This is a genomic window from Brucella oryzae, assembly GCF_041929965.1.
In the GTDB taxonomy this organism is placed as follows: Bacteria; Pseudomonadota; Alphaproteobacteria; order Rhizobiales; family Rhizobiaceae; genus Brucella; species Brucella oryzae.
In genome coordinates, this window is the sequence record NZ_JBHEEO010000024.1 from 37069 (window position 1) to 60511 (window position 23443).

The window sequence follows — 23443 nt, forward strand, 5'->3', positions numbered from 1 at the left end:
ATTCCTTTCCGCAGTAATCACCGCATTGCGATCTGTATTTTTACATCCGTTGAATGAGCCGCATCCGCCCGCTTGAATGCCTCAACGCTATCCTTGAAGTCATATGTCGCAGAGATCAATGGCTTCACATCAATCTTGCCTTCTCCCAACAATGCAATTGCACGTTCATAGACATTTGCGTAGCGAAAGACCGTGACGAGGCGGATTTCCTTGACCTGCAATGCGACGATATCGATAGGTACCGCTTTTTCAGGCATGCCCACACAAGCCAATGTACCCCCTGGACGAATGCAATCGGCAATGCCATCAAATGCTTTGGCAGCGCCTGAACATTCATAGATAATATCGACGCCCCAGTCATCGGTCAGACATCGAACCTGATCCCTCAGGGGACCGTCGCCTGCGTGAAGTGGCTGGATGCCTGTATAGCACGCGGCAATGTCGAGCTTTTGTGACGCCGGATCGAAGATCAGGACGCGCGAACACCCGGCGGACAACGCGCTGAGCGCCACAAGAATGCCGATCGGGCCTGCTCCGAGGACAAGAGCGACATCGCCAGCTGCCACGCCGGTTTTATGAACCGCCTGCAGGCCCACCGCCAAAGGTTCGACCATTGCACCTTCGGCAAAAGAGACATTCTCGGGCAGTTTATAAGTCAGGTTTGCAGGGTGCACGACGTCTGGTGTCAGACATCCGTGAACCGGCGGAGTGGCCCAGAAAGTGAGAAACGGATCAAGATTATAAAGTCCGATACGGCTCGGGCGGCTCGTAAAATCAGGGACGCCCGGCTCAACACAGACCCGGTCGCCCACCATGAGATTGTGAACCCCTGCGCCGCAAGCAATGACAGTGCCAGCTCCCTCATGGCCGAGGATCATCGGTTTCTTCACGATGAAGGGACCGATCCTGCCATGACGATAATAGTGAACATCGCTGCCGCATATTCCAACGACGTCCATCGCGATGCGCACGTCGCAATCGCCAAGTGTCAAATCGATATCGATATCGCGCAAAGCCAGTTCACGCGCCTTTTCCAGAACAAGTGCGAGAGCCATGGTGAACCTAGATACTCGTATAGCCAGCGTCTGCAGTGACAATCGAGCCAGTCATCAGGCTTGAAGCGTCTGAGGCAAGGAACTGGACGATGGAGGCGATCTCCTCCGGCTTGCCCATGCGACCGGCGGGGGTCAGGTCGAGCCAGCGCTCAACAAGCCCCGGCTGCTTTTCAAGTCCATGCAGCAATGGCGTTTCGATATAGGTTGGCGCAACCGCATTCACCCTGACACCTCGTTTGGCCCATTCGACTGCGAGCGAGCGTGTGAGGTGGTGTACCCCGGCTTTCGAGGCGTTGTAGTGGCACTGTGGCTGCGGTACATTGACGATATGTGCCGACATCGAACCGATATTGATGATCGAACCCTTGCCATTTTCCAGCATTCGACGACCAAAGGCCCGACAGGTGCGGAATACGCCACTGAGATTGACCTCAATGACACGATCCCATTGATCATCCGTCATGTCTTCAGCGGCAACATTGTTGACGATACCTGCATTGCAGACGAGCACGTCAAGTGGCGGTAAGTCATTCGCCAGCGCGTTCAACTGAATGCTGTCAGTAACATCGAGTTGCCGGGCGCTTGCAGATCCACCGATTTCTCTCGCGGTGGTCTCGGCGCGTGACAGATCAATATCCGTGCAGACCACCGTCGCCCCGGTTTGCGCCAAGGCTTGCGCACATGCTGCACCTATTCCCTGACCGGCTCCTGTTACCAGTGCCAGCCGACCGCTCAAATCCATTCTTGCACGATAGGACATTTTGTTCTGCCGTTCCTAAATCAAACCGCGTTTGGCCATGTCCCGCATCAGCGAGCGCATACCGTAAGCCCATGGACGCGCCTTGTCCGACGTCGTGACGACATTGCGCAAGGTTCCAAGCGTTGGCGTCGAAATCTCGACGACGTCACCTTCCTTGTGGGTGAAGCCGCTGCCTTTTTCCGCACGATCCTGCGTAGGAGCGAACATGGTACCCAAAAATAGCAGGAATCCGTCAGGATATTGATGGCTGGCATTGATAGTCTGTGCGACCAGATCGACAGGTCTTCGGCTGATTTCGGCCATATTGGAGCGCCCTGACATTTCAAAGCCGTCTTCTCCTTTGACGGACATTTCAAGTGTTGCGTTTTCAATGTCTCCGAGCGTAAATCCAGCGTCAAACAGACGGATGAATGGTCCAATGGCACAGGAAGCATTATTGTCCTTGGCCTTGCCGAGCAGGAGAGCTGATCGACCCTCAACGTCGCGCAGATTGACGTCATTCCCAAGTGTAGCGCCACGGATATTGCCGTTTTTATCTACCGCTAGCACAATTTCGGGCTCGGGGTTATTCCACTCAGAAATCCGGTTGACGCCAACTTGCGCGCCATGGCCAACGGCAGACATGGGCTGCGATTTGGTGAAGACCTCAGCGTCAGGCCCGATACCTACTTCAAGATATTGCGACCAAAGCCCTTCTTTCTCCAGAGCAGTCTTTACCTCAGCAGCCTGTTCAGAGCCTGCGCGTATGTTGGACAGGCTTCCGCCGATCAGTTCACCAATGCGCTTGCGGATTGCGTCGGCTTTTGCCGGGTCGCCTGACGTCCGCTCATCGATGACGCGCTCAATCATGCTTTGCGCAAAAGTGACGCCACAAGCCTTGAGCGCTTGGAAATCACAAGGTGCAAGCCATGAATGGCGAGGCGATCCATAACCTGTTTCGTGTGGAGAAAGAACGAAATCGTCGGGCTTGCCGAGCTTTTCGCCCTGTAGACCATCAAAGCGAGCTGCGGGATCATTGTCGAGGAAGTCGCTAACTGAGATCACCGAGTTTGTGACATCAATCACCTCACCATTGCGAATGATGACAACACTGGGCGCAGATAGATCGGCGCGCCATACACGCCCGACCAGGCGGGCCTTTTCATGAGATTCGGGAAGCATGCTTCTCCTCCTTTGTATAGTAAAACTATTAATCTTATGACCATTTCGTCAAGGTATAATCAGCCTTTGTTGCGAACATCATTGCTGGTTTCGATTGCTGACCGAGGCGAATCTCGCCGTGAAGTCACTGTATTCATTTATTTTCGTCACTAAAAAAGATTTCTTGCCACCGGCATCGTTTTCTGGATTGGCAAACTTGATGCAACACGATATGTAGTTATGCTATATCAACGGACCTTGTGAACGTTGACGACATGGAACTGGGCGGAGAAAATCATGACCGATGCGATCCTGACGCGAATCGATGGCAAGTTGTTCATCGATGGAAAATTCATTGAGGGACGCGGCGCGCGTATCGACGTCGAGAATCCGGCGCGTGGCGAAATCATCGGGCAGATTGCGGCAACGACGCCCGAAGAAATCCAGCAGGCAGTCGCAAGCGCGCGGGTTGCATTTCGTTCATGGTCCAAGGTTCCGGCCAGAGAACGGTCACAAGCTCTCCACAGGCTCGGCGACCTGATATTCGCCGATGCCCCGCGCATGGCCCAGATCATGACGCTCGAACAGGGCAAGCCGCTGAATGAAGCCAAAGGCGAAATCCTTAAACTGGCCGAGGCTTGCCACTTTTATGGCGAGGAGGCTGTGCGTGTCCTGGGCGAAATCGTACCCAACGATCAGAACGGTTATCAAAGCCAGGTCATCCGCGAACCGATCGGCGTGGTCGGTGCAATCACACCCTGGAATTATCCTGCCGAACTTGTTGGCTGGAAACTTTGCGCAAGCCTTGCTGCTGGTTGCACGATCATCATCAAGCCGGCAGAAATCACACCCTTTACCGCCCTGGCCATTGCTGAAAAAGTGGCTGAGGCTAGGATTCCAGCAGGCGTCGTCAATGTCGTGACCGGCAAGGGCTCGCTCGTAGGTCAGGCGCTCGTCGAGCATCCAGACGTTGACAAGATCGCTTTTACCGGCTCAAGCGCGGTTGGCCTTCATATCCAGCAGTCCTGTCCAACCGTAAAACGCCTTTCATTGGAGCTTGGTGGCAATTGTCCGCTAATCATAACCGCTAGTGCGGACATTGATGCGGCGGTGAAGGGGGCGGTGCGCCGTTCCTTCCGGAATATGGGGCAGATCTGCATTGCGATTAATCGTATCTATGTGGCGCGCCCGATCTACGAGACTTTTCTCGAAAAATTCGTCGTTGCCGCCAATGCATTGACCATCGGCGACGGTCTTCTCGAACCAGCTGCCGATATCGGGTCCATGGCATCGCGCGCGCCCCTTGAAAAAACGCGCGAGCATCTAGCCGATGCATTGCAGAAAGGTGCAAGGCTTCTTGCCGGCGGCAAGGCGCCGGACGGTGATAAATTTGCCAAGGGCTTCTTCTTTCATCCTACCATTGTCGCTGACTGTACTCATGAAATGAAGGTCATGATTGAAGAAACCTTCGGGCCGCTTGTCGGGGTGGCCCCTTTTGACGGGCTGGAAGAGGCGGTAGCCCTCGCTAACGATACGCCTTATGGGCTTGCCTCTTATGTCTATGCGCGCGACTTGCGGGAAATCTATCAGCTGTCAAGCGATCTCGATTACGGTAATGTCGCCGTCAATAATGTCGACGCTGGCATCATGAACGCGCCTTATGGCGGTCGTAAGCAAAGCGGCATCGGCTATGAGCATGGCCGGGAAGGCTTGCTGGAATATTTCAATTTCAAGCATGTCCGCCTGAATCACGGCGTCGGAGCCTGACTTCATGACTTCCGCACTTCTAGGTATCGACATTGGAACTTCGGGCTGCAAAGCGCTGCTAGTGTCCGTCGAAGGCGATATTCTGGCCTCCAGTACCGCAACCTACGCGCTGTCGCAGCCTCGTGCCGGCTGGACCGAACAAGATCCCGCCCTTTGGATCGAGGGTGCGCGCAAGGCAGTGGCAAGCGTGATAGCGCAATACCGGGAGATTGAACTTCTCTGTGTCGGCCTTTCAGGGCAGATGCATGGCCTTACACCGCTCGACCAAAATAGAAAAATTCTGCGCCCGGCAATCTTGTGGAACGATCAGCGCAACGCTGCTGAAGTGGAGGAAATCACAGCAAAGGCTGGCGGACTGGATGCTCTGATCGGCCAGACGGGCAATCGCATGCTGGTCGGTTATACCGGCGGCAAAATCGTCTGGATGAAAAATCATGAACCGGATCTGTTTGCAAAACTGCATCATGTGCTCAATCCCAAAGATTATTTGCGACTGGTTTTGACGGGAGAACTTGCAACGGAAGTATCGGATGCGTCTGGCACCGGGCTTTTCGATGTGCGACAACGCAAATGGGCATCGGGGTTGATTGAGGCGCTCGATATCAACCCTTCTTTCTTACCTAATTGCCATGAATCTCATGAGATTTCCGGGCGCATCAACGCTTCTGGCGCAGCACTATTCGGGCTTCCGGCAGGGGTACCTGTGGCGGGCGGCGGCGGTGACAGTGTCATTCAGACCATTGGTTCAGGCGTCATCGAACCCGGTCAGTTGCAAACAACAATCGGTACTGCTGGCATTCTGGCAACAGCCTTGGATACGCCTGTCACAAGCGCAGATGGTCGCATCCAGATGTTCTGCAATGTCGCCCCTGCCAAATGGCATGCCATGGGCGTGTCCCTGAATGCGGGCGGAGCAATGGGCTGGTTCCGGTCAATCCTTGCCGAAACCGGGCATGGTGACGATCTTACCTTCGATGCGGTAGCAAAAGCTGCTGCCTCCAGCACACCAGGTGCACGCGGACTATTATTTCTGCCTTATCTCAACGGTGAACGTTGTCCGCATCCAGATCCCGCAGCACGCGGTGGCATCATCGGTCTCACAGCACGCCACACACTTGGCGATGTCTCACGCAGTGTCATGGAAGGCGTGGTTCACGCTTTTTATGACATGCATGCGCTGATGAAATCCATGGGGATCGAGGGTCGGGTGATCAAGGCATCTGGCGGTGGCGCCCGATCGCCATTGTGGCGACAGATTCAGGCCGACATGTTCGGTTGTGATGTGGTGACGACGGAAGGCGCTGCGGAAGGCGGCGCTTTTGGTGCGGCGCTGGTGGCTGGAGTGGGAGTGGGCGTCTGGAAGGACGCGACCGAGGCAGCTGGCATCTTGCGTGAATTGACGTGTCAGAAGGCCGATCGTGCTGATAGTGCTGTCTATCACAAGGCACATGAAATCTATCGAGGGCTTTATCCTGCACTTTCTCGGAGCTTCCACGCTCTCGGCGATCCCGTTTTTGCTGGCTGACTGTCGAACAGGCCCAACCAAAGGATTTTTCGAATTATGAAACAATATTCAGCTTTGATCTTCGATCTGGATGGAACGCTGATCGATAGTGCGCCGGACATCACCGCAGCGGTGAATGTCTATATGGTGTCCAAGGGCTGGCCGGCACTATCCGTCGACTATGTCGAAACCTTTATCGGCAATGGTCCGCGCCGCCTGTTGAAGGACATATTCATTGATCAGGGCCTGCCCTTCGACGATGCAACCGTGGACGCCGCGGTTCAAAGCTATATCGAAAACTATCATCGCAATCCGGCCGAGAAGACACGTTTCTTCAGCCACGTTCGCGAAGATCTGCAAAGCCTGCATGCTGCCGGTTTCAGGCTGGGCATCTGCACCAACAAGCCCCACGCCTTGACTCAGGAAATTCTGAAAATCCTCGAGCTCGATCGCCTCATCGAGGTGGCAGTTGGTGCAGATGCGGTGCCAGCCTGCAAGCCCGATCCCGGCCATCTGCGCGCCGTTGTTGAGCGCATGAATCTAAACGGTGCCAACTGGGCCTATGTCGGTGACACCAATGTCGACAAGGCGACGGCGGAGCGCGCGGGGGCCACTTTCTTCGTCGTGCCGTGGGGCGGTGGAGCGGATGTAAATGTCGAGCCGCATCAACGACTTGCACGTATCGCCGATCTCATGGAGTATCGCTCTCATTAAATAGTGAGACGACGAAGGAACGAATTTCATGACGGTCAGCCTGTTACAGCGCATATTCCATGAAACAGACGGAATGGGGGCCGCCGAACGGCGTATCGCCGAATTTGTGAGCACGTCCCCGGGCGAGGTCATTCATATGAGCATGGCCAAACTGTCCGAGCGCTGTTCGGTCAGTGATCCGACTATCATGCGCTTTTGTCGCCGATTCGGTTTCGATGGCTATCAGGATTTCAAACTGCATCTGGCGCAAAGCCTCGTTCCTTCTGCACCCTTCGCCTATGAACAGATCATCCCCAATGACGGCATAGAAAATATTGTCCGCAAGACTTGTCGCAATTCCCTTAACGCCATCCAGCGTGCTCTGGAGGATCTCATTCCTCAGCAGGTTGAACAGGCTGCCCTGCTTTTGCGCGATGCCGCATGGACCGGTATCTACGCCAGCGGTATTTCCGAAGTCACAGCGATTGACGCCGAACACAAGTTCCAGCGGCTCGGCATGCGGTGTGCTGCCGTCATGGGGCGCAAGAAGCAGTGGATGCATGTCGAAGGTTCGCGACCGCACGAAGTCGCGCTGATCTTTTCGCAGTCTGGTCACACCAAGCAGATGGTGGAGCTGGCCATTGCAGCAAGAGCAGGAGGCGCGCGTGTCGTATCGATCACCGCAGCCGAAAGTCCGCTCGCCCGTGTCACGGACGCGCTGATTGCCGTTCGTCCCTACGATCAGACCGAGTTGATGACACCGCTCGCATCGCGCCTCAATCATCATCTCGTCGTCAACATGCTCGTCACGGCAATTGCAGTGTCAAGCGGCAGTGAATTTCCCGATCAACTGCCAGCCCTCGATTCTTGGCTGACAGACAAGATACGGGACTAACGATCTAAACAACCGCCGCAGTCGTTCATAACGGCTCCGGCCAATCGGCAGGAAAGACAAATGTCCGCAGAGCAGAATGAAGCCAAGAAAGTCGCAGGCCGCCGGGTCATTGAGGAATTTGTGCGAGACGGCATGAAGCTTGGCCTTGGATCGGGCACCACCTCGCATTTCTTCGTGCGGGAGCTAGGCAAATATGTGGCCGATGGCATGAATCTGACCTGCACCACGACGTCACGTTCGACAATCGATGTCGCGCGGGAAGTGGGGATCGCCATTACGGATCCAAACGAAATTGGTGAGATCGATCTCACCGTCGACGGGCCTGACGAGATCGACCATCAGTTCAACATGATCAAGGGTGGCGGCGCGTGCCTGTTGTGGGAAAAGATTATCGCACATGCATCAAAACAGATGATTACGGTTTGCGACGAAACAAAAATCGTGGCTACGCTCGGCGCCTTTCCTCTCCCCGTGGAGGTTGTTCAGTTTGCGTGGAAACAGACCGAACGTATGGTGGATCGCATTTTGCAGGAGCACGGGATTACTGCGGGGATCACCCGCCGCATGCGTGACGGTCAGCCCGTGGTAACCGATAGCGGCAATTTCATCCTCGATTGCAAATGCGGTTCGATCGCCAAACCAGCACCGCTCGAAACTGAACTCAATCGCATACCCGGCGTCGTCGAAAACGGTCTGTTTACTCGCGAATCCGTCGGTATGGTGGTCGGTTGTCTCGACGGTACGTCCTACGTCAAGATGCGTTAATCTAGTAAAACTTCAACTTAACTAATATCACTGCAGCCTACCCAGGCTGCGGCGGCCATCAGATTTTGTAAAAAATGCCTATCTGTTGCCTTGAAAAGCGCTGTTCAGCCAGAATCTTTTTGAAACAGCTTGACAAGCTTACTTCATATGTAGTGAAACTATATCAGCATACCTCGGGAGGTGAATATGGGTATCGATCTCAAACTCAAGCGACGTCAAGTTCTGGCAGGGGGACTTGCACTGGGAGCAGCGACATTTGCCGGACGCTCGGCTTTCGCGCAGGATCGCGTGTTCCTGCCGTTCAGCAACAAAAGCCTTGATTATTATTTCTTCGTTATCGAGGAAGAAGCGGTAAAGCGTGCCGTCGAAAGCCGCAAATGGTCCTTCCAAGCCACCAATGCCAATTTCGACAATACCAAACAGCTTGAACAGTGGCAGAGCCTGATGCTGTCGCAGCCCGCCGGTCTCGTCGCCGATCCGATTGACAGTCAGGCGATCGTCAGCGCGATCCGCCGCTACAATCAGAAAAAGATACCCGTCGCCATCATTGATACGCCTGCAGATGGTGGGGATGTCGCCATCACCGTCAGCTTCGACAATTACCAGGGCGGCGTCATGGCCGCACGCGAGATTATCGACCGGTTGACCAAAAAGCACGGCAGCCCGCGCGGCAAGGTCCTCAATTGCTATGGAGCACTTGCAAGCGTTGCCTGGCGTCAACGCAAGGAAGGTATGGACGCCGAATTCGCCAAGTGTCCTGATATTACCTATATCAGTCGACCCACCGAAGGTCAGCTCGATCAAATGCTTTCCGTGACGTTGTCGACGCTTTCCGAACATCCCGATCTTGATGCCGTTCATGCCCCCAGCGACTCCCCCGCACGCGGCATCACAACTGCCCTGCAGCAGAAAAATCGCTGGAAAAAGGTAGGTGAGGAAGGCCACGTAATTTTCGTCACCATCGATGGCGAACCGGTTGCAGTCAGAGGCATTCAGGACGGGTACATGGATGCCTGCGTGTCACAAGACCCTATCGCCTATGGCGAGATAGCTGTCGAACTCTTGGAAAAGCACGCAATGAAGGGCGAGGAAGTGCCGCTCGGCACTTATGAAAACAAGAAATATTTCTGGGAGAAAGGCGAGATCGTCAAGGGCGATACCGGTCCAACCCTCATCATTCCGCCTTTCGTCATCAACGGCGACAATGCCGCCGACAAGCGCCACTGGGGCTATGTCGCAGAAAAGGAATGGGGCGTTCCCTATACCTGAACATGAAATGCGACGCCCGCGCAACAAGGGTGGGCGTCGTTTCGCATGTGATTGGCGTGCGGTCGCAGGCGATGGAGGAGTATCATGACAAACATCCAGACAAATGGGCGCGACAAAGATGCTGGCGAAAGCAGCATTGCCTTGCGCGTCGACAACGTTACCAAACGATATGGAACCTTTACGGCCCTGCACTCCGTCAGCCTCGATATTCGCCGCGGCAGTATCCACGGACTGCTCGGCGAAAACGGTGCCGGCAAAAGCACGCTGGTTGGCATCATCTCCGGGCAGCGCACGCCCAGCAGCGGAACAATCTATCTCAATAGCGAACCGGTACAGGGTGCAGACGTCAAGGCCATGGAAGAAGCCGGCGTCTTTCTGGTCACACAGGAGCCGATGATCATCGATCACATCTCCGCCTCCGAAAATCTGATGCTGGGCATCTGGCCTTCGCGAGGCGGTTTCGTGCGCTGGAAGAAACTGAAGGCGGACGCTGCACGCATGCTGAAAGATTCCGGAATTGATCCAGCCGTGAATGCCGGCAGGCTCAACGCTGTTGCAAGACGCAAGCTCAATATCCTGCGCGCCATGTTCTCCGGCGGTAAAGTCATCATTCTCGATGAACCGACTGCCGCCCTGACTGTTCCCGATCGCCGGCAACTGTTTGATTTCATGCATCAGTTGAAGAGCGAAGGTGTCACCTTCATTTTCATCTCGCATTATAATGACGAGATTCTCGAAATCTGCGATGCGGTTTCGGTCCTGCGCGACGGTTTTCTCGCCGGCGGCAGCCAGGACGTACAGGCGATGACGTCCGAGCAATTGTCTGAACTGGTGCTCGGGCGCGGACTCGACCTGTTTCAGCGTGAGCGCAAAACGTTCGGTTCTCAAGCCCCGGCAATAAGCCTGCGAGGTGTTGTGGCCCATCATGTCGATCTGGATGAGCTCGATATCCGGCCAGGCGAAATCGTCGGCTTTACCGGCCTGCCGGGCGCCGGCGCAAAAGAACTTGCGCGCGCGATCTTCGGCCTTAACCGGGCGTCGGCTGGAGCGATCAGCTTTGCCGGTGGACCACAGGAAAGTCTCCCGCAGCATCCAAAGGCAGCTTTCAGCAAGGGTGTCGCCTATTTGTCCGACGATCGACGCAAGGATGGCGTTGTCGGCCATTTGTCGATCGCTGAAAATATCGCACTTTCATCACTCGATCGGCGCGCGGTCCTCGGTTTTGTCAAACGCGACGAGGAAGCGCGTCTGTGCAGCGGATATTTCTCCAGCATGGGTATCAAGGCGCGAAGCGCTGCCGCAGCCGTCGATACGCTGAGTGGTGGTAACCAGCAGAAGGTATGTCTCGGTCGTGTTCTTGCAACACAACCAAGGCTTCTTATCCTCGACGAGCCGACACGCGGTATTGATGTCGGCGTCAAGCAGGACGTTTTGCGCATCATCGATGAACTCAGCAACAAGGGCGTCAGCGTTATTATTGTCTCGACCGATACGGACGAGCTGGTGCGCGCAGTCGACCGTGTCTGCGTATTCCGTCACGGCTCGATCGAGGAGATCGTGACGGGTGACGACATCACCACCGACAATCTGCGCCGCCTTTCGCAGGCGTGAGCGCATCATCGGTAAAGGAATAAGTGAAATGAGCAATGTCATGACGGCCACCGCGCCGAAAGAGGTCAAGCCTAACGAAAAAGCGACACATAATATTGTCGGCTGGATTCTGCACAATGTTGTGTGGATCTGGCTGGTGGCGCTGGTCCTCGGTTTCGGGCTGTTCAATGAGTTCTTCCTGACCGTGATGAACATGCAAAACATCATGGTTCAAGCGACGGTTCTGGGAATGCTGGGCTTGGCAGTAGCACTGCCGTTGCTCGTGGCGGAGATCGACCTGTCGATTCCGGCTAATCTCGGATTTTCGTCCGCAATTGGCGCACTGGCCTATTCCAATCTCGGAATGCCTTGGTTTCCCGCCATGCTTGCTGGCGTCGCGATTGCAACACTCACCGGTTTCTTCAATGGCCTTTGTATCACCAAGCTGCGAATGGTCTCGCTCATCCAGACGTTATCAATGATGATCATCCTGCAAGGGGCGCTCCTGGCTCTGACACAAGGCAAGACTCTGACCAATCTGTCCGACGGATATGTCTGGATTGGTCAGGCGTCGGTTGCCGGATGGCCCGTCATGCCGTTGATTTTCGTTGTCGCTCTGATTGTGATCGGCGTCTTGCTGCGCATGACCATTCTTGGACGCTCCATCTATGCAGTTGGCGGTAACCCGCAGGCATCCAATTCCGCAGGTATTCGGGTGGACCGTATCAAGATCATCGCCTATACGATCTCCGGCTTCCTGGCAGGCGTGGCCGGCTTTCTCCTGGCCTCTTGGCAGATGGCAATCACATCGAACCAAGGCTCCAGCTATCTTCTCTATGCAATCGCCGCACCAATCATCGGTGGCGTCAGCGTTTTCGGCGGACGGGGAAATGTGGTTGGGATTCTCGGAGGCGTTCTGCTCCTCACCGTCATTCAGGTCGGACTGGCGATCATAAATATTCCCTCCTTCTATGTCGGCATGATTGGCGGTTTTATGATCTTTATTGCCGTTGCCATCGATGCAATCAGGGTGCGCTACTTTGCTTGACCCGCATTAGTTGCTGCCTGCAGGAATTAAACAAGCATGATTGATCTCGTCGAAAAACTTCGCCGTATCGTCGGTCGTCGCCATGTCTTGACCGGCGATACGCAAACCCGGCGATTTCGCCAAGGTTATCGCTATGGTGGAGGTAAGGCTCTTGCAGTTGTGCGTCCGGGCACGCTTCTGGAAATGTGGCATGTGCTTGAATCATGCCACAAGGCGGGAACGATTATCATCTGTCAGGCAGCAAATACCGGATTGACCGGTGGCTCAACGCCGGTTCCCGAAGGCTATGACCGGAAAGTGGTCATCATCAATACGCTGCGTCTGCGCCGCCTCGATCTGATTGCTCAGGGCGCGCAAGTCGTTTCACAACCCGGCGTCACCCTTGATCAGCTCGAAAAGTCTCTGCGTCCCTTCGGAAGAGAGCCGCATTCGGTGATCGGCTCTAGTTGTATCGGTGCTTCAGTTACTGGTGGAATATGCAATAATTCCGGCGGATCGCTGATAAGACGTGGACCAGCATATACACAACTTGCCCTGTTCGCCCGCATTGATGCCAACGGCGATTTGAAACTCGTCAATCATCTTGGTATCGATCTGGGGAACACAGCTGAAGAAATATTGGGCAGACTGGATAAAGGTGAGATTCCCGCTGCCAACGTAGACCAATCTTCGAACCTCTGTGCCTCGGATCACGAATATTGCAATCATGTGCGCGATATTTCGGCCACCACGCCGGCACGTTATAACGCCGATCCACGTAGGCTCTATGAAGCGTCGGGATCGGCGGGCAAGCTTGCAATATTCGCATTGCGGATCGACACATTTCAGGCCGACGACGAGACGCAGGTTTTCTACATCGGTTCCAACGATCCAGAAGAATTGGAAAGCATTCGTCGCGATATGCTTTCAACCTTCGAAAATCTTCCCATTGCGGGCGAATATATGCATCGCTCAGCCTATGATCTGTCACGACGCTATGGCAAGGACCTCTTCCTGTTCCTCCAGACCTTTGGTACAGACAAAATCCCATTGGCTTTCAGCATCAAGAGCCGTTTTGACGGCATAACGGAAAAGCTTCGCCTCGGCAGCGCAATCAGCGATCGCCTCTTGCAATTCGTAACCGGTCTGTTGCCCGATCATCTGCCAATCAGGCTCAACAGTTTCCGAGACGGTTACGAACATCACCTGCTTTTGAAAATGGGTAACGAGGGAATCGATGAAGCGCGCCGCTATCTGGCCGAACGCTTTCCAACCACGCATGGGGATTTTTTCGAGTGCACCGACGAAGAAGGCAAGGCGGCTTTCCTCAATCGGTTTGCTGTCGGCGGTTCGGTGGTACGGTATCGCGCGGTTCATGCAAAGACAGTGGAAGATATCGTAGCCCTCGATATTGCCTTGCCGCGCAACACGCTCGACTGGTTCGAACGCTTGCCTGCCGAAATCGAAAAGAAAATCGATGTCACCATGTATTGCGGGCACTTCTTCTGCCACGTTCTGCATCAGGAATATCTGGTCAAGAAGGGGGAGGATTGCGAGGCTTTGAAGAAGGCAATTCTTGCCCTGCTGGAGGAACGCGGAGCGAAGTATCCCGCCGAACATAATGTTGGGCATCTCTATGAGGCTGAGGAAAGCCTCAAGCAGTTTTATCGGGACCTGGACCCAACCAACGCCTTCAATCCGGGGTTAGGCCAAACAAGCCGTCTCTTAAATTGGCAGGAAGCTGGACATCATTCCCGCTGTTAGTCAGCTTGTTGAGTGGAACCGGAAACACGTGCCAATTAGTCGAATGCTTTCCTTTAAAAAAGCAAATTCCTGATGCGATTACTTTCGGCTTCACAACACCTGTCTTTAAGCGAAGGCTGCAATGCGAGGTCTCATGCTGTCTAGACGTGGCGCTCAGTGGAGAATAGTAGCATTCTAGCAGTCGAAGTATGACTGCGCGACCCCATTCAAGCTAAACGAACCGGAAATTCGTCACGATTCTTGACTGGTTATCAGCGAAGTCGCGATCCGCAAACATCCAAGGCGGGTTGAGCATGTCTTGGTTCAAGCTTTAACTTGGAAACAGATCAGCCCCGCTCACTAAATTTCATACCACCAAGCTTTGATGCAATTCAAAACCAAAATGTTTGGAAACCGCGATGAACCGTATCATCGTGAGTTTACGACAAATCTCCTAACGCAAAGAACGAGCCGATTCCTCCTCCAATATTGTCGCGGCATCTAAAAAGCAGATGCTAGTTCTGTGATTGCTTATTCGACTGCCGGCCGACTTGACGCGGTTGTGTGTGATGTTGATTGAGATATTTGAAAAATGGGGTACTTTGACCAGAAAGAGGGTTGGACGACAGGAATTGCAATGAGCAGTCAAGCCGGCTGGTTGGTTGATTGTGAGGAATTGTTTGATCGACGTACCGCAACTGAGCGTTACGGGATTGAGCCCGAGCCATTAGGCGCATATTACGATGATGATCGTGGCCTGTTCCTCACGGTTTCCTCCGGGAGCAATACCTTTATACAGGATTTGATTCAGTTCGCCCCGGATGCGGTTGCGTTCACCGGCTCGAGTTGTCCAATTCCATTGCCGTCACTGCAATATCAGCGTCAGGCAACCGGCGCTGACGAATGGATTCATTTCAGCATCAGACTGACTGGTAATGGCGTTGAGCAGGTAGCGGGGCGCGGCAATAAGCTGTATCAGCCAACCGGCTTCTGCACTGTTACCTGATAGCCCGCCGGGAGCTGGATCGAGAGAACCTCCAACCTCAACGACCCGTGGAAGGTTGTCTGTCTCTGGCTGAAGCACCGCCGACGAGCCGACACGTGCGGAAATCCTGTCGCAACTGCAGATTGACAAGTGCGATGCCTTTATCGCCGGTTTCGACCGTCCCAATATTTGCTACGCGATCATGGAGAAGGAACAATCCCTGCGCGCAGTTGAAACGTTTTCTACAGGATCACCAGGACGAAAGCGGCATCGTTTACTGTCTCTCGAAACGGAAGACGGAAGAAACGGCCGAATGGCTGCGCAACCTAGGTTACGATGCTCTCTCCTATCACAGCGGCATGGAAAAGTCTGCACGTGAGGCGAACCAGGCACGATTCCACCATGACGAGGCGGTCATCATGGTGGCAACGATTGCCTTTGGGATGGGCATCGACAAACTGGATGTCCGCTTCGTCGCCCATATCGATCTGCTGGGAAGCATCGAAGCCTATTATCAGGAGACAGGGCGTGCGGGGCGCGACGGACTTCCAGCCGAGGCGATGATGCTCTACGGTTATGACGATATCGTCCTGCGTAGTTGCTTCATCGAAGAATCCGACGCGCCCGATCAGCGCAAGCGGATGGAGCGGCAGAACTCGGCACAGTTTTGGGTTCGCCGAAACCGCAAACTGTCGCAGACAGATGCTGTTGTCTTATTTCGGTGATCGATGCGAACCATGCGGCAATTGCGATACCTGCGCCGAACCACCAACCCTCTTCGATGGGACAATAGCCGCGCAGAAAATATTGTCCTGCATTCACAGAACCGGGGAACGGTTCGGACAAGCCTATATTATCGATGTCCTTCTTGGCGTCGAAGATGAGCGCATTAGCCGCTTCGGCCACTACCAGGCCAGCCTCACGCATCCAGATGGCCGATGTGCCTGGTGTCGGCGATACAAAGCTCGAACGCTACGGCGCGGCCTTTTGGGCCGTCATTAACGCACACGGGTAAATCCGCTGCAGTCTTTGGAACTCAACAATACCGACCTTAGAGTCTGTCAGCGTTACTCGGAATCGCCATGAGATTCCCTCGGGTTTGATTTTGTGTTTCTCAAGATGGTGGCGTCCGAACATCGCTGCCGCGCATCCATCATCCCCGAATCCCGTCGAACCCAGTGATTCCCGCGAACGCAGATTAAGCGAGAGGATTTTTCAACAGCCTGCTAGACGCTACTGAGCAAAATGCTGGTTTCGCTGTTCAGCACACCTTCGATCGTTCGTACTTCACGCAAGACACGATCGAATTCGTGCAGGCTTTCTGCATGGATTTCTGCCACCAGATCCCATGAACCGTTTGTCGTATGCAACGTGCGTATCTGCGGTAATCCCCGCAAGAGCTTGATCACCTTGGTTGTTGATCGGCCTTGCACCTCGATCAGCATGATCGCATGCACAACCCCATCATCGTAATCCTGCCGAACTCGGATCGTGAAGCCTAATGCTGCACCAGTTTCCAACAGCCGATCGAGGCGTGCCTGAACGGTTCCGCGTGAAACGCCAAGAATAGTCGCCAATTTTGAGAGCGGCGCACGTCCGTCCTCCCGCAAAATGGCAATCAGCTTATGATCCAGATCATCGAAAATATGCATAACACTTTTTATAGTTCGACTGTGCAAATTGCCAGAATTTTTACAAATCATCCGACACTTTTACAATTTTAACTAACTTTATGCCCTCCTATTCTGCCTATCGGGGTGCTGATGGAGGAGCGTGTGGAGTAGGTTGGAGAGCAGGCAGAGCGACCTGATCGGGCTACCAAAGTTCATGGCGCAACCTATGCCAAATTCGCTCCCGCTGGTGAAGCGATAAGCGCTTTAAATCTTTGTTTTTATGCATGTCTTTTGTGGCATGCTTTAGCAGTGAGAATAGTCTGAGAATGAGCAGGCCGTCTGTCCAGAGCCCGAAATCGGTCGTTATGATCCGACCACATCATTTTACCCCCAATGCGCAAACCGCAAAGGATAATGCGTTTCAGTCCGTCGACGAACGTCGCTCCGCTGAAGTGCTGGCGAAAGCTGCTTTCGATGAGGTAACGCTCATGGCCGAGGGATTGGCTGATGCGGGCGTAACGGTTCATCTTTTTGAAGACGAAACCCACGCCTTGCCCGATTCCGTCTTCCCAAATAACTGGTTCTCCACCCATGCGGGCGGACATGTTGCCATCTATCCGATGTTTTCGGAAAGCCGTCAGAAAGAACGCCGCCATGATGTGATCGAAATGCTCAAGCGCGACTATCGCGTTCAGGATGTCATCGATTATTCGGGTCTGGAGCGCGATCACTTCTATCTCGAAGGTACGGGCGCCATGGTGCTCGACCATATTGGTCGTGTGGCCTATGCAGTCCGTTCCAATCGCACCAATGAAGTGGCGCTCGAGCGTTTCTGCACACATTTCAACTTTGAGCCAATGGTGTTTGACGCGGTCGATTTGTCCGGCAAGCCGATCTATCACACCAATGTGCTGATGTGCATCGGTGCGACTTACGCATTGATCGGAACCGATATGATTACTGATCCGGGCCGCCGTCAGGAGATCGTTGATCGTCTGCAGGAAATCGGACGCACGGTCATTCATCTTTCTGCTGAACAGATTGGCGAGTTTGCCGGCAATGCCATTGAACTGGAAGGCCGGGATGGCCGGGTTTTGGCTCTTTCAGCCCGCGCTCTTGCCGCTTTGAGCGAGGATCAGATCAAGACAATCGAACAGACCGCAAAGCTGCTGCCTTTCGCCGTTCCGACGATTGAGCTGGCTGGCGGATCGGTCCGCTGCATGTTGGCTGGCATTCATCTTTCGCGCCGTACAACAAACGGCACACATTTGCTTTACGCAACAACAAGAGCCGGGTAGATAGGCTCCAGCTAAATTGAGGGTAACCTTCCATGTCTTCTAACAGACCCGTTTATGAGTTCAACTCGATTATCGTCCGTGAGCCTTCGCGCTCTGTGGTGAATGGTCTTCGTGCGCTGGATACCGGCAACCCGACCTATGAAGGCGTTAAGGCTGAACATCACGCCTATATCGCTGCCATGCAGGCTGCAGGCGTTGAGGCCACGATCCTTCCTCCGCTCGAAGATTTCCCTGATTCCATCTTCGTTGAAGATCCAGCACTCGTTTTCACGGAAGGCGCAATTCTGCTCCGTCCGGGCGCAGCAACGCGCGTTGGTGAAACGGCTGTTATCGAGCCAACGCTCCGCCAGATGTTCGACACTGTTGTTGAACTTCCAGAGCCAGGCTTTGCTGACGGTGGCGACGTTCTGACGACACAGAAGAGCGTGATGATCGGCCTTTCCGCCCGTACGGACAAGGCAGGTGCAGCAGCGCTTATTGAAAGCCTCGATAGGATCGGTCGCAAAGGTGAAGTTGTTTCGACACCGGAAGGCGTCCTTCATTTCAAAACCGACTGCTCACTGGTCGATGAAGAAACCGTTCTCTCCACGAGCCGCCTCGCAAAGTCCGGCGTCTTCTCCGGTCTTCGCCAGCTGATCGTGCCGGAAGGCGAGGAAGCTGCTGCCAATGCATTGCGCGTCAATGATGTTGTGATGGTCGGTTCCGATTTCCCGCGCACTATCGAGCTGCTGGAAAAGAGCGGTTACAACGTGGTTCCACTGAAAACCACGCAGATTGGCAAGATCGATGCTGGCCTTTCCTGCATGTCACTTCGCTGGTATCGCAAGTAAGTCTGACGGCTTAGGGGCACCCGCTCCTGAGCCGTTTTCTATATGCATTCCCCGTGCTTGCCGTAATAAAGAGGTGAGCCGCTAAAAAAATATAAGGAGAACGGGAACATGGTGGGTTTTAAAGGGAAAATTGCAGGCGCGATCGTGCTTGCTGTATTGGCTACCGGCGCAGCACAGGCGGAACTTCGCCTCGGCATGACGCCCGAGCCATATATGCCTTTCACACAGGTCAATGCTGCAGGTGAATGGGAAGGGCTGGAAGCGGACCTTTCACGCACGCTCTGTGAAAAGCTTGCAGACAAGTGCGAATTCAAGTCGATGGCATGGGATGGTCTTATTCCATCGCTCACCGAAAACAAGGTCGATTTCATTATCGGTGCTTTCTCGGTGACGGATGAACGCCGCAAGGTTGTTGATTTCAGCACACCTTACTACACCGAAGGTACCGTCGTCGTCGGTTCGAAGTCGGATACGGACAAGGTCGGTACTGTCGCGGCAAGCGACGGTTCGGGTGAAGTCGTTGATCAGGCAGCTCTGTCGGGTAAGATTGTCGGCGTTCAGACTTCGAGCGTCCAATCGGCTTACATGACCAAGTATCTGCCGGATGTCTCGATCAAGAGCTACGATACGGCCGACAACTCTGTTGCCGATCTTGTTGCGGGTCGCGTTGACTATGTGCTTGCGCCGGATCTGTTTGTGCAGAATTTCCTGCAGACCCCGCAGGGCGAAGAGTATGAAGTCAAGCTCGTCGCACCAAAGAGCGTTGTGTTGGGTGAAGGCGTTGCCTATGCTGTCCGTAAGGGCGATACGGCAACGCTTGAAAAAGTCGATGCAGCACTTGCGGAACTCGATAAGGAAGGTGCACTCAAGGCACTGGTCGACAAGTGGATTTTCGAGAAGAAGTAATCCTTTAGGGAAACGAACGCCGATAACGGCGTTCGGCCTTCGCTTGCAGCACCGGTCCAAGGTCCAAATCGACTTTGGAATGCCGGATGCGTAGATCCAATGAGCTGGAGCGCCCCTCTTGCGTCCATAGGGATGCGTGGTGCTCCATGCAAAGCGTCTGGCTTTTTGATCGGATTAATCTGCATGGATTCTTATTGGCAACTGTTAGCTTGGGGAAACCAGGGCTGGGGAGACGAGTTTGCACACGGACTTCTGATGACTTTGCAGGTCTCGGTCGTGGCGTTTGCAGTCTCATTCTTCTTTGGATTCACCGCCGCATCGGGGAAGCTTTCGCGAAGCCGATTCACGAAAGCGATTGCTGATCTCTATACAACGGTGGTTCGGGCTCTGCCGGAGCTGCTTGTTATTTTGCTGCTCTATTTCTCTGTCGCGACAGGTGCGGAACGGTTTCTCAAGGCGACAGGCCTTGTCGGCAATGATTTCCAGTTCAGCGCCTTTTGGGCTGCAATCATTGCGCTGGCTTTTGTCAACGGCGCGTTCATGACCGAAGTTTTGCGTGCATCTTATCTAGCAATTCCACGCGGACAGATCGAAGCAGCACTATCCATAGGGATGCGTCGCCGTCAGATATTTACCCGCGTCACTTTTCCGCAAATGATGCGTCATGCCGTACCCGGTATCGGCAATCTCTGGCTTTCGATAACCAAGGAAAGCGCGATCATTTCGGTTCTCGGTTCCTTTCATGAATTGCTTTATACGGGCTACCGCGCGGCTGCCTCCACCAAGCAATATGTGTTCTTCTATGGTCTCACCGCATTCCTGTTCCTGGGCATCACACTGACTTCAGTTCTGATAATTGCACGGCTTGAAAAACGCCTGAGCCGGGGACACGGATAATGGAATCGATCACTAAAATCGTTGAGTTCTTGCCGCCGCTCATCACGGCAATGCCGCTGACACTGCTGTTGACGGCAACAGCAGGCGTTATTGGCCTGATCTTTGGTACGCTGAGTGCGCTGGCACGTCTTTCAAACAGTCGTATCCTGAAGTGGCCAGCCTTTGTCTACACCTTCATTTTCCGGGGTACGCCGCTTCTGGTGCAGCTTTATCTGATATACTACGGGCTTGGGCAGATCCTGCCAGGCACATGGGTCAGGCATAGCTTCCTGTGGCCATATATGCGTGATGGTCTGTGGTATGCGGTGTTTGCGTTGAGCCTCAATCAGGGTGCTTACAATGCCGAGGTTATTCGCGGCGCTATCAATTCGATCCCACGCGGGCAGATCGAAGCAGCGCTTTCCATCGGTATGAGCCGGTTCAAGATTTTGCGCCGCGTCACCCTGCCGCAGGCATTCCGTCATTGTATGCCGGTTCTGACCAGTGATCTCATCATCCTGCTTAAATCCACTTCGCTTGCTTCCACAATTACGATCATGGAAGTGATGGGAACCGCACGCGCGTTACAACGCAGTTCCTTGTCGATATTCGAGCCGTTGATTGCGGCAGGCATCCTCTATTTCACCGTTGTGTTCATCCTTACCCGGATCATGAACTGGATCGAACGACGCATGAGCAGCTCACGCGCGTCGATGGTCTGATCTGTTTCAGGAGCAATTTAAATGACGCCCATGGCACTAACCGTCAAAAATATTCACAAAAGCTTCGCTGGTATTGAGGTTCTAAAAGGCATCTCTTTTGAAGCAAAGAAAGGCGATGTCATATCGCTGATTGGCAGCAGTGGTTCCGGCAAAAGCACTTTGCTGCGCTGCATCAACTATCTGGAAACTCCAGATGAAGGCGAGATTGCAGTTGCGGGTGAAGTAATCCGCACCAAGGCCGGACGTGGTGGAAAATCACATGCTGCGGATCCGCGTCAGCTTGAACATGTCCGCGCGCGTCTGGGAATGGTGTTTCAAAGCTTTAATCTTTGGTCCCATCGCACGATCCTTGAGAACATCATTGAAGGACCGATCCATGTTCTGGGCATGTCGAAAGCCGAAGCTTTGGCAGAAGCAGAAGTTCTGATGGAAAAGGTGGGGATCACGCCTAAACGCGATCAGTACCCTACCCAGCTTTCCGGCGGACAGCAGCAGCGCGCTGCAATTGCACGCGCGCTCGCTATGAAACCTGAAGTCATGCTGTTTGATGAGCCGACGTCTGCACTTGATCCAGAACTGGTGACGGAAGTACTACAGGTTATCAAAAAGCTCGCCGAAGAAGGCCGGACAATGGTGATGGTGACACATGAAATGGCGCTTGCACGCGAAATTTCGAGCGAAGTCATCTTCCTGCACAAGGGACTGGTTGAAGAGCGCGGTTCGCCTGATATCGTGATGCAGAATCCGCAGTCGCAGCGCCTACGTCAATTCTTGCACATGAATTAAGGGGGGGACCATGACCGATAAAAAATTGGGTGCATTTGAGGATGAACTTAAAGCTATCCGCAGACATCTGCATAGCATTCCCGAGCTGGGATTAGAGGAAGTTGAGACTTCCGACTATATTGCATCCCGGCTGCAAGAATGGGGCTATGAACTGAGCCGTGGGCTTGCCAAAACTGGCATTGTTGCCTCTCTGCGCCGGGGCAATTCAAATCGCTCCATAGGCTTCCGCGCTGATTTTGACGCTCTACCAATCTTGGAAGAAACTGGTCTGCCTTATACAAGCAAGAATGCCGGCAAGATGCATGCCTGTGGCCACGACGGTCATACCGCAATGCTGCTGGGCGCTGCACGGTCGCTCGCAAAGGATGAAGATTTTTCGGGAACAGTTCATTTCATTTTCCAGCCCGCTGAGGAGAATTATGGCGGTGCTCAGATCATGATCGAGGAAGGGCTCTTTGAACGCTTCCCTTGCGATCAGGTGTTTGCGCTCCATAACTGGCCGGGTTTAGAAGCCGGCAAATTTGCGTCCAAGGCAGGCCCGATTGCTGCTTCCATAGATGCACTGACATTGACGGTTAAAGGCAGTGGCGGACATGGTGCAGAGCCTGAAAAGACCATTGATCCAATCGTGGTTGCGTCAAGCATTGTCATGGCCCTGCAGACCATCGTCTCTCGCACTGTCTCGCCACATCAGGCCAGCGTGATTACCGTCGGTGCGTTTAATTCGGGTGCGGTTTGCAATGTTATTCCTGATACGGCCAAGCTTGAAATTTCGATGCGTGCCACCGACCCGATCATTCGCAAAACATTGCGTGATAAGGTCGAACAGGTCGCAAAGATGCAGGCGGCGAGCTATGGCGCTGATGTGAGCTTTGACTGGATGACCGGCTATCCGGCAACCATTAACGATGCGGCGGCATTCGAACAGGCGAAGGCAACGGTGATGCAGCATTATGGCGAAGATGCTTTTGAAGAGCTGGACCGACCATTTATGGGCAGCGAAGACTTTTCCTTCATGCTGGAGAAGTCGGCTGGTGCTTATCTCCTGATCGGGAACGGCGAAAGCTCTGGTCTGCATACGGCGACCTATAATTTCAACGATGAAATATTGGAGCGCGGTGTGTCCTTTTTCCATAATCTTGCTAAGGACAGTTTGAAAGTTTGATATGCATTGGTTTGGTTTTCACCCAAAATTGAGCCCAAAGGGGCGATTTCACGT

General features: G+C 53.8%; 22 protein-coding genes and 1 pseudogene. 19 read left to right on the forward strand and 4 right to left on the reverse strand.

Annotation, left to right across the window (positions count from 1 at the left end; translation table 11 throughout):
* Nucleotides 1-17 precede the first annotated feature (17 nt).
* From JNC70_RS19340 to JNC70_RS19350, 3 genes are read right to left on the reverse strand one after another with little or no spacing between them, the layout of a single operon-like run.
* A complete protein-coding gene (locus tag JNC70_RS19340) occupies nucleotides 18-1055 on the reverse strand; it encodes an NAD(P)-dependent alcohol dehydrogenase (RefSeq protein WP_104757011.1) in 1038 nt (345 codons plus the stop codon).
* Between the two features lie 7 nt (nucleotides 1056-1062).
* Nucleotides 1063-1815 (reverse strand): SDR family NAD(P)-dependent oxidoreductase, encoded by a 753-nt coding sequence (locus tag JNC70_RS19345; RefSeq protein WP_104757010.1) that lies wholly within the window; start codon nucleotides 1813-1815, stop codon nucleotides 1063-1065.
* Nucleotides 1816-1830: 15 nt separating this feature from the next.
* Entirely contained in the window at nucleotides 1831-2976 is a 1146-nt protein-coding gene (locus JNC70_RS19350; RefSeq protein ID WP_104757009.1) for a fumarylacetoacetate hydrolase family protein, read from the reverse strand.
* A 276-nt stretch (nucleotides 2977-3252) separates the two neighbouring features.
* Between JNC70_RS19350 and JNC70_RS19355 the strand changes: the two genes are divergently transcribed.
* From JNC70_RS19355 to JNC70_RS19410, 12 genes and pseudogenes are all read left to right on the forward strand, one after another.
* On the forward strand, nucleotides 3253-4722 hold the full coding sequence (locus tag JNC70_RS19355) for an aldehyde dehydrogenase family protein (protein WP_104757008.1): 1470 nt from the start codon (nucleotides 3253-3255) through the stop codon (nucleotides 4720-4722).
* 4 nt (nucleotides 4723-4726) lie between these two features.
* Complete coding sequence (gene xylB, locus JNC70_RS19360) at nucleotides 4727-6247, forward strand: xylulokinase (RefSeq protein WP_104757007.1); 1521 nt, start codon at nucleotides 4727-4729, stop codon at nucleotides 6245-6247.
* Between the two features lie 36 nt (nucleotides 6248-6283).
* Nucleotides 6284-6940, forward strand: coding sequence for an HAD-IA family hydrolase (locus JNC70_RS19365; RefSeq protein ID WP_104757006.1), 657 nt, complete (start codon nucleotides 6284-6286; stop codon nucleotides 6938-6940).
* Between the two features lie 28 nt (nucleotides 6941-6968).
* The gene (locus tag JNC70_RS19370) at nucleotides 6969-7814 is read left to right on the forward strand and encodes a MurR/RpiR family transcriptional regulator (RefSeq protein ID WP_078341184.1); all 846 of its coding nucleotides are present in this window, start codon (nucleotides 6969-6971) and stop codon (nucleotides 7812-7814) included.
* Between the two features lie 60 nt (nucleotides 7815-7874).
* Nucleotides 7875-8579 (forward strand): ribose-5-phosphate isomerase RpiA, encoded by a 705-nt coding sequence (rpiA, locus tag JNC70_RS19375; RefSeq protein ID WP_104757005.1) that lies wholly within the window; start codon nucleotides 7875-7877, stop codon nucleotides 8577-8579.
* Between the two features lie 186 nt (nucleotides 8580-8765).
* Nucleotides 8766-9848 carry a sugar ABC transporter substrate-binding protein gene (locus JNC70_RS19380; protein ID WP_104757004.1) on the forward strand — a complete coding sequence of 361 codons (1083 nt, stop codon included), beginning with the start codon at nucleotides 8766-8768 and terminating at the stop codon, nucleotides 9846-9848.
* An 84-nt stretch (nucleotides 9849-9932) separates the two neighbouring features.
* Complete coding sequence (locus JNC70_RS19385) at nucleotides 9933-11459, forward strand: sugar ABC transporter ATP-binding protein (RefSeq protein WP_104757003.1); 1527 nt, start codon at nucleotides 9933-9935, stop codon at nucleotides 11457-11459.
* Nucleotides 11460-11487: 28 nt separating this feature from the next.
* The gene (locus tag JNC70_RS19390) at nucleotides 11488-12486 is read left to right on the forward strand and encodes an ABC transporter permease (protein ID WP_104757002.1); all 999 of its coding nucleotides are present in this window, start codon (nucleotides 11488-11490) and stop codon (nucleotides 12484-12486) included.
* Nucleotides 12487-12522: 36 nt separating this feature from the next.
* Entirely contained in the window at nucleotides 12523-14229 is a 1707-nt protein-coding gene (dld, locus tag JNC70_RS19395) for a D-lactate dehydrogenase (RefSeq protein WP_104757001.1), read from the forward strand.
* Nucleotides 14230-14845: 616 nt separating this feature from the next.
* Nucleotides 14846-15214, forward strand: coding sequence for a hypothetical protein (locus tag JNC70_RS19400; protein ID WP_146097132.1), 369 nt, complete (start codon nucleotides 14846-14848; stop codon nucleotides 15212-15214).
* A gap of 73 nt (nucleotides 15215-15287) precedes the next feature.
* Nucleotides 15288-16099 (forward strand): annotated as a pseudogene (locus JNC70_RS19405) (RecQ family ATP-dependent DNA helicase); the annotation flags it as partial.
* 25 nt (nucleotides 16100-16124) lie between these two features.
* Nucleotides 16125-16208 (forward strand): hypothetical protein, encoded by an 84-nt coding sequence (locus JNC70_RS19410; protein ID WP_245414805.1) that lies wholly within the window; start codon nucleotides 16125-16127, stop codon nucleotides 16206-16208.
* Nucleotides 16209-16419: 211 nt separating this feature from the next.
* Here the strand turns inward: JNC70_RS19410 and JNC70_RS19415 are convergent, their stop codons facing one another.
* Nucleotides 16420-16845 (reverse strand): Lrp/AsnC family transcriptional regulator, encoded by a 426-nt coding sequence (locus JNC70_RS19415; protein ID WP_104756999.1) that lies wholly within the window; start codon nucleotides 16843-16845, stop codon nucleotides 16420-16422.
* A gap of 287 nt (nucleotides 16846-17132) precedes the next feature.
* On the opposite strand from JNC70_RS19415, the gene ctlX reads away from it, so the two are divergent.
* The 7 genes from ctlX to JNC70_RS19450 all read left to right on the forward strand — a co-directional run bounded on the left by ctlX (nucleotide 17133) and on the right by JNC70_RS19450 (nucleotide 23389).
* Nucleotides 17133-18104 (forward strand): citrulline utilization hydrolase CtlX, encoded by a 972-nt coding sequence (ctlX, locus tag JNC70_RS19420; protein WP_104756998.1) that lies wholly within the window; start codon nucleotides 17133-17135, stop codon nucleotides 18102-18104.
* A 32-nt stretch (nucleotides 18105-18136) separates the two neighbouring features.
* The gene (locus tag JNC70_RS19425; RefSeq protein WP_104756997.1) at nucleotides 18137-18934 is read left to right on the forward strand and encodes a dimethylarginine dimethylaminohydrolase family protein; all 798 of its coding nucleotides are present in this window, start codon (nucleotides 18137-18139) and stop codon (nucleotides 18932-18934) included.
* A gap of 108 nt (nucleotides 18935-19042) precedes the next feature.
* On the forward strand, nucleotides 19043-19840 hold the full coding sequence (locus tag JNC70_RS19430; RefSeq protein WP_104756996.1) for a transporter substrate-binding domain-containing protein: 798 nt from the start codon (nucleotides 19043-19045) through the stop codon (nucleotides 19838-19840).
* A gap of 183 nt (nucleotides 19841-20023) precedes the next feature.
* The gene (locus JNC70_RS19435; protein ID WP_104756995.1) at nucleotides 20024-20737 is read left to right on the forward strand and encodes an ABC transporter permease; all 714 of its coding nucleotides are present in this window, start codon (nucleotides 20024-20026) and stop codon (nucleotides 20735-20737) included.
* Nucleotides 20737-21438 carry an ABC transporter permease gene (locus JNC70_RS19440; RefSeq protein WP_104756994.1) on the forward strand — a complete coding sequence of 234 codons (702 nt, stop codon included), beginning with the start codon at nucleotides 20737-20739 and terminating at the stop codon, nucleotides 21436-21438. Before JNC70_RS19435 ends, JNC70_RS19440 begins: the two co-directional genes overlap by 1 nt.
* Before the next feature lie 21 nt (nucleotides 21439-21459).
* A complete protein-coding gene (locus tag JNC70_RS19445) occupies nucleotides 21460-22224 on the forward strand; it encodes an ABC transporter ATP-binding protein (protein WP_104756993.1) in 765 nt (254 codons plus the stop codon).
* Nucleotides 22225-22234: 10 nt separating this feature from the next.
* Nucleotides 22235-23389: a M20 aminoacylase family protein gene (locus tag JNC70_RS19450; protein ID WP_374788860.1), complete on the forward strand. Its 1155-nt coding sequence runs from the start codon at nucleotides 22235-22237 to the stop codon at nucleotides 23387-23389.
* Nucleotides 23390-23443 lie beyond the last annotated feature (54 nt).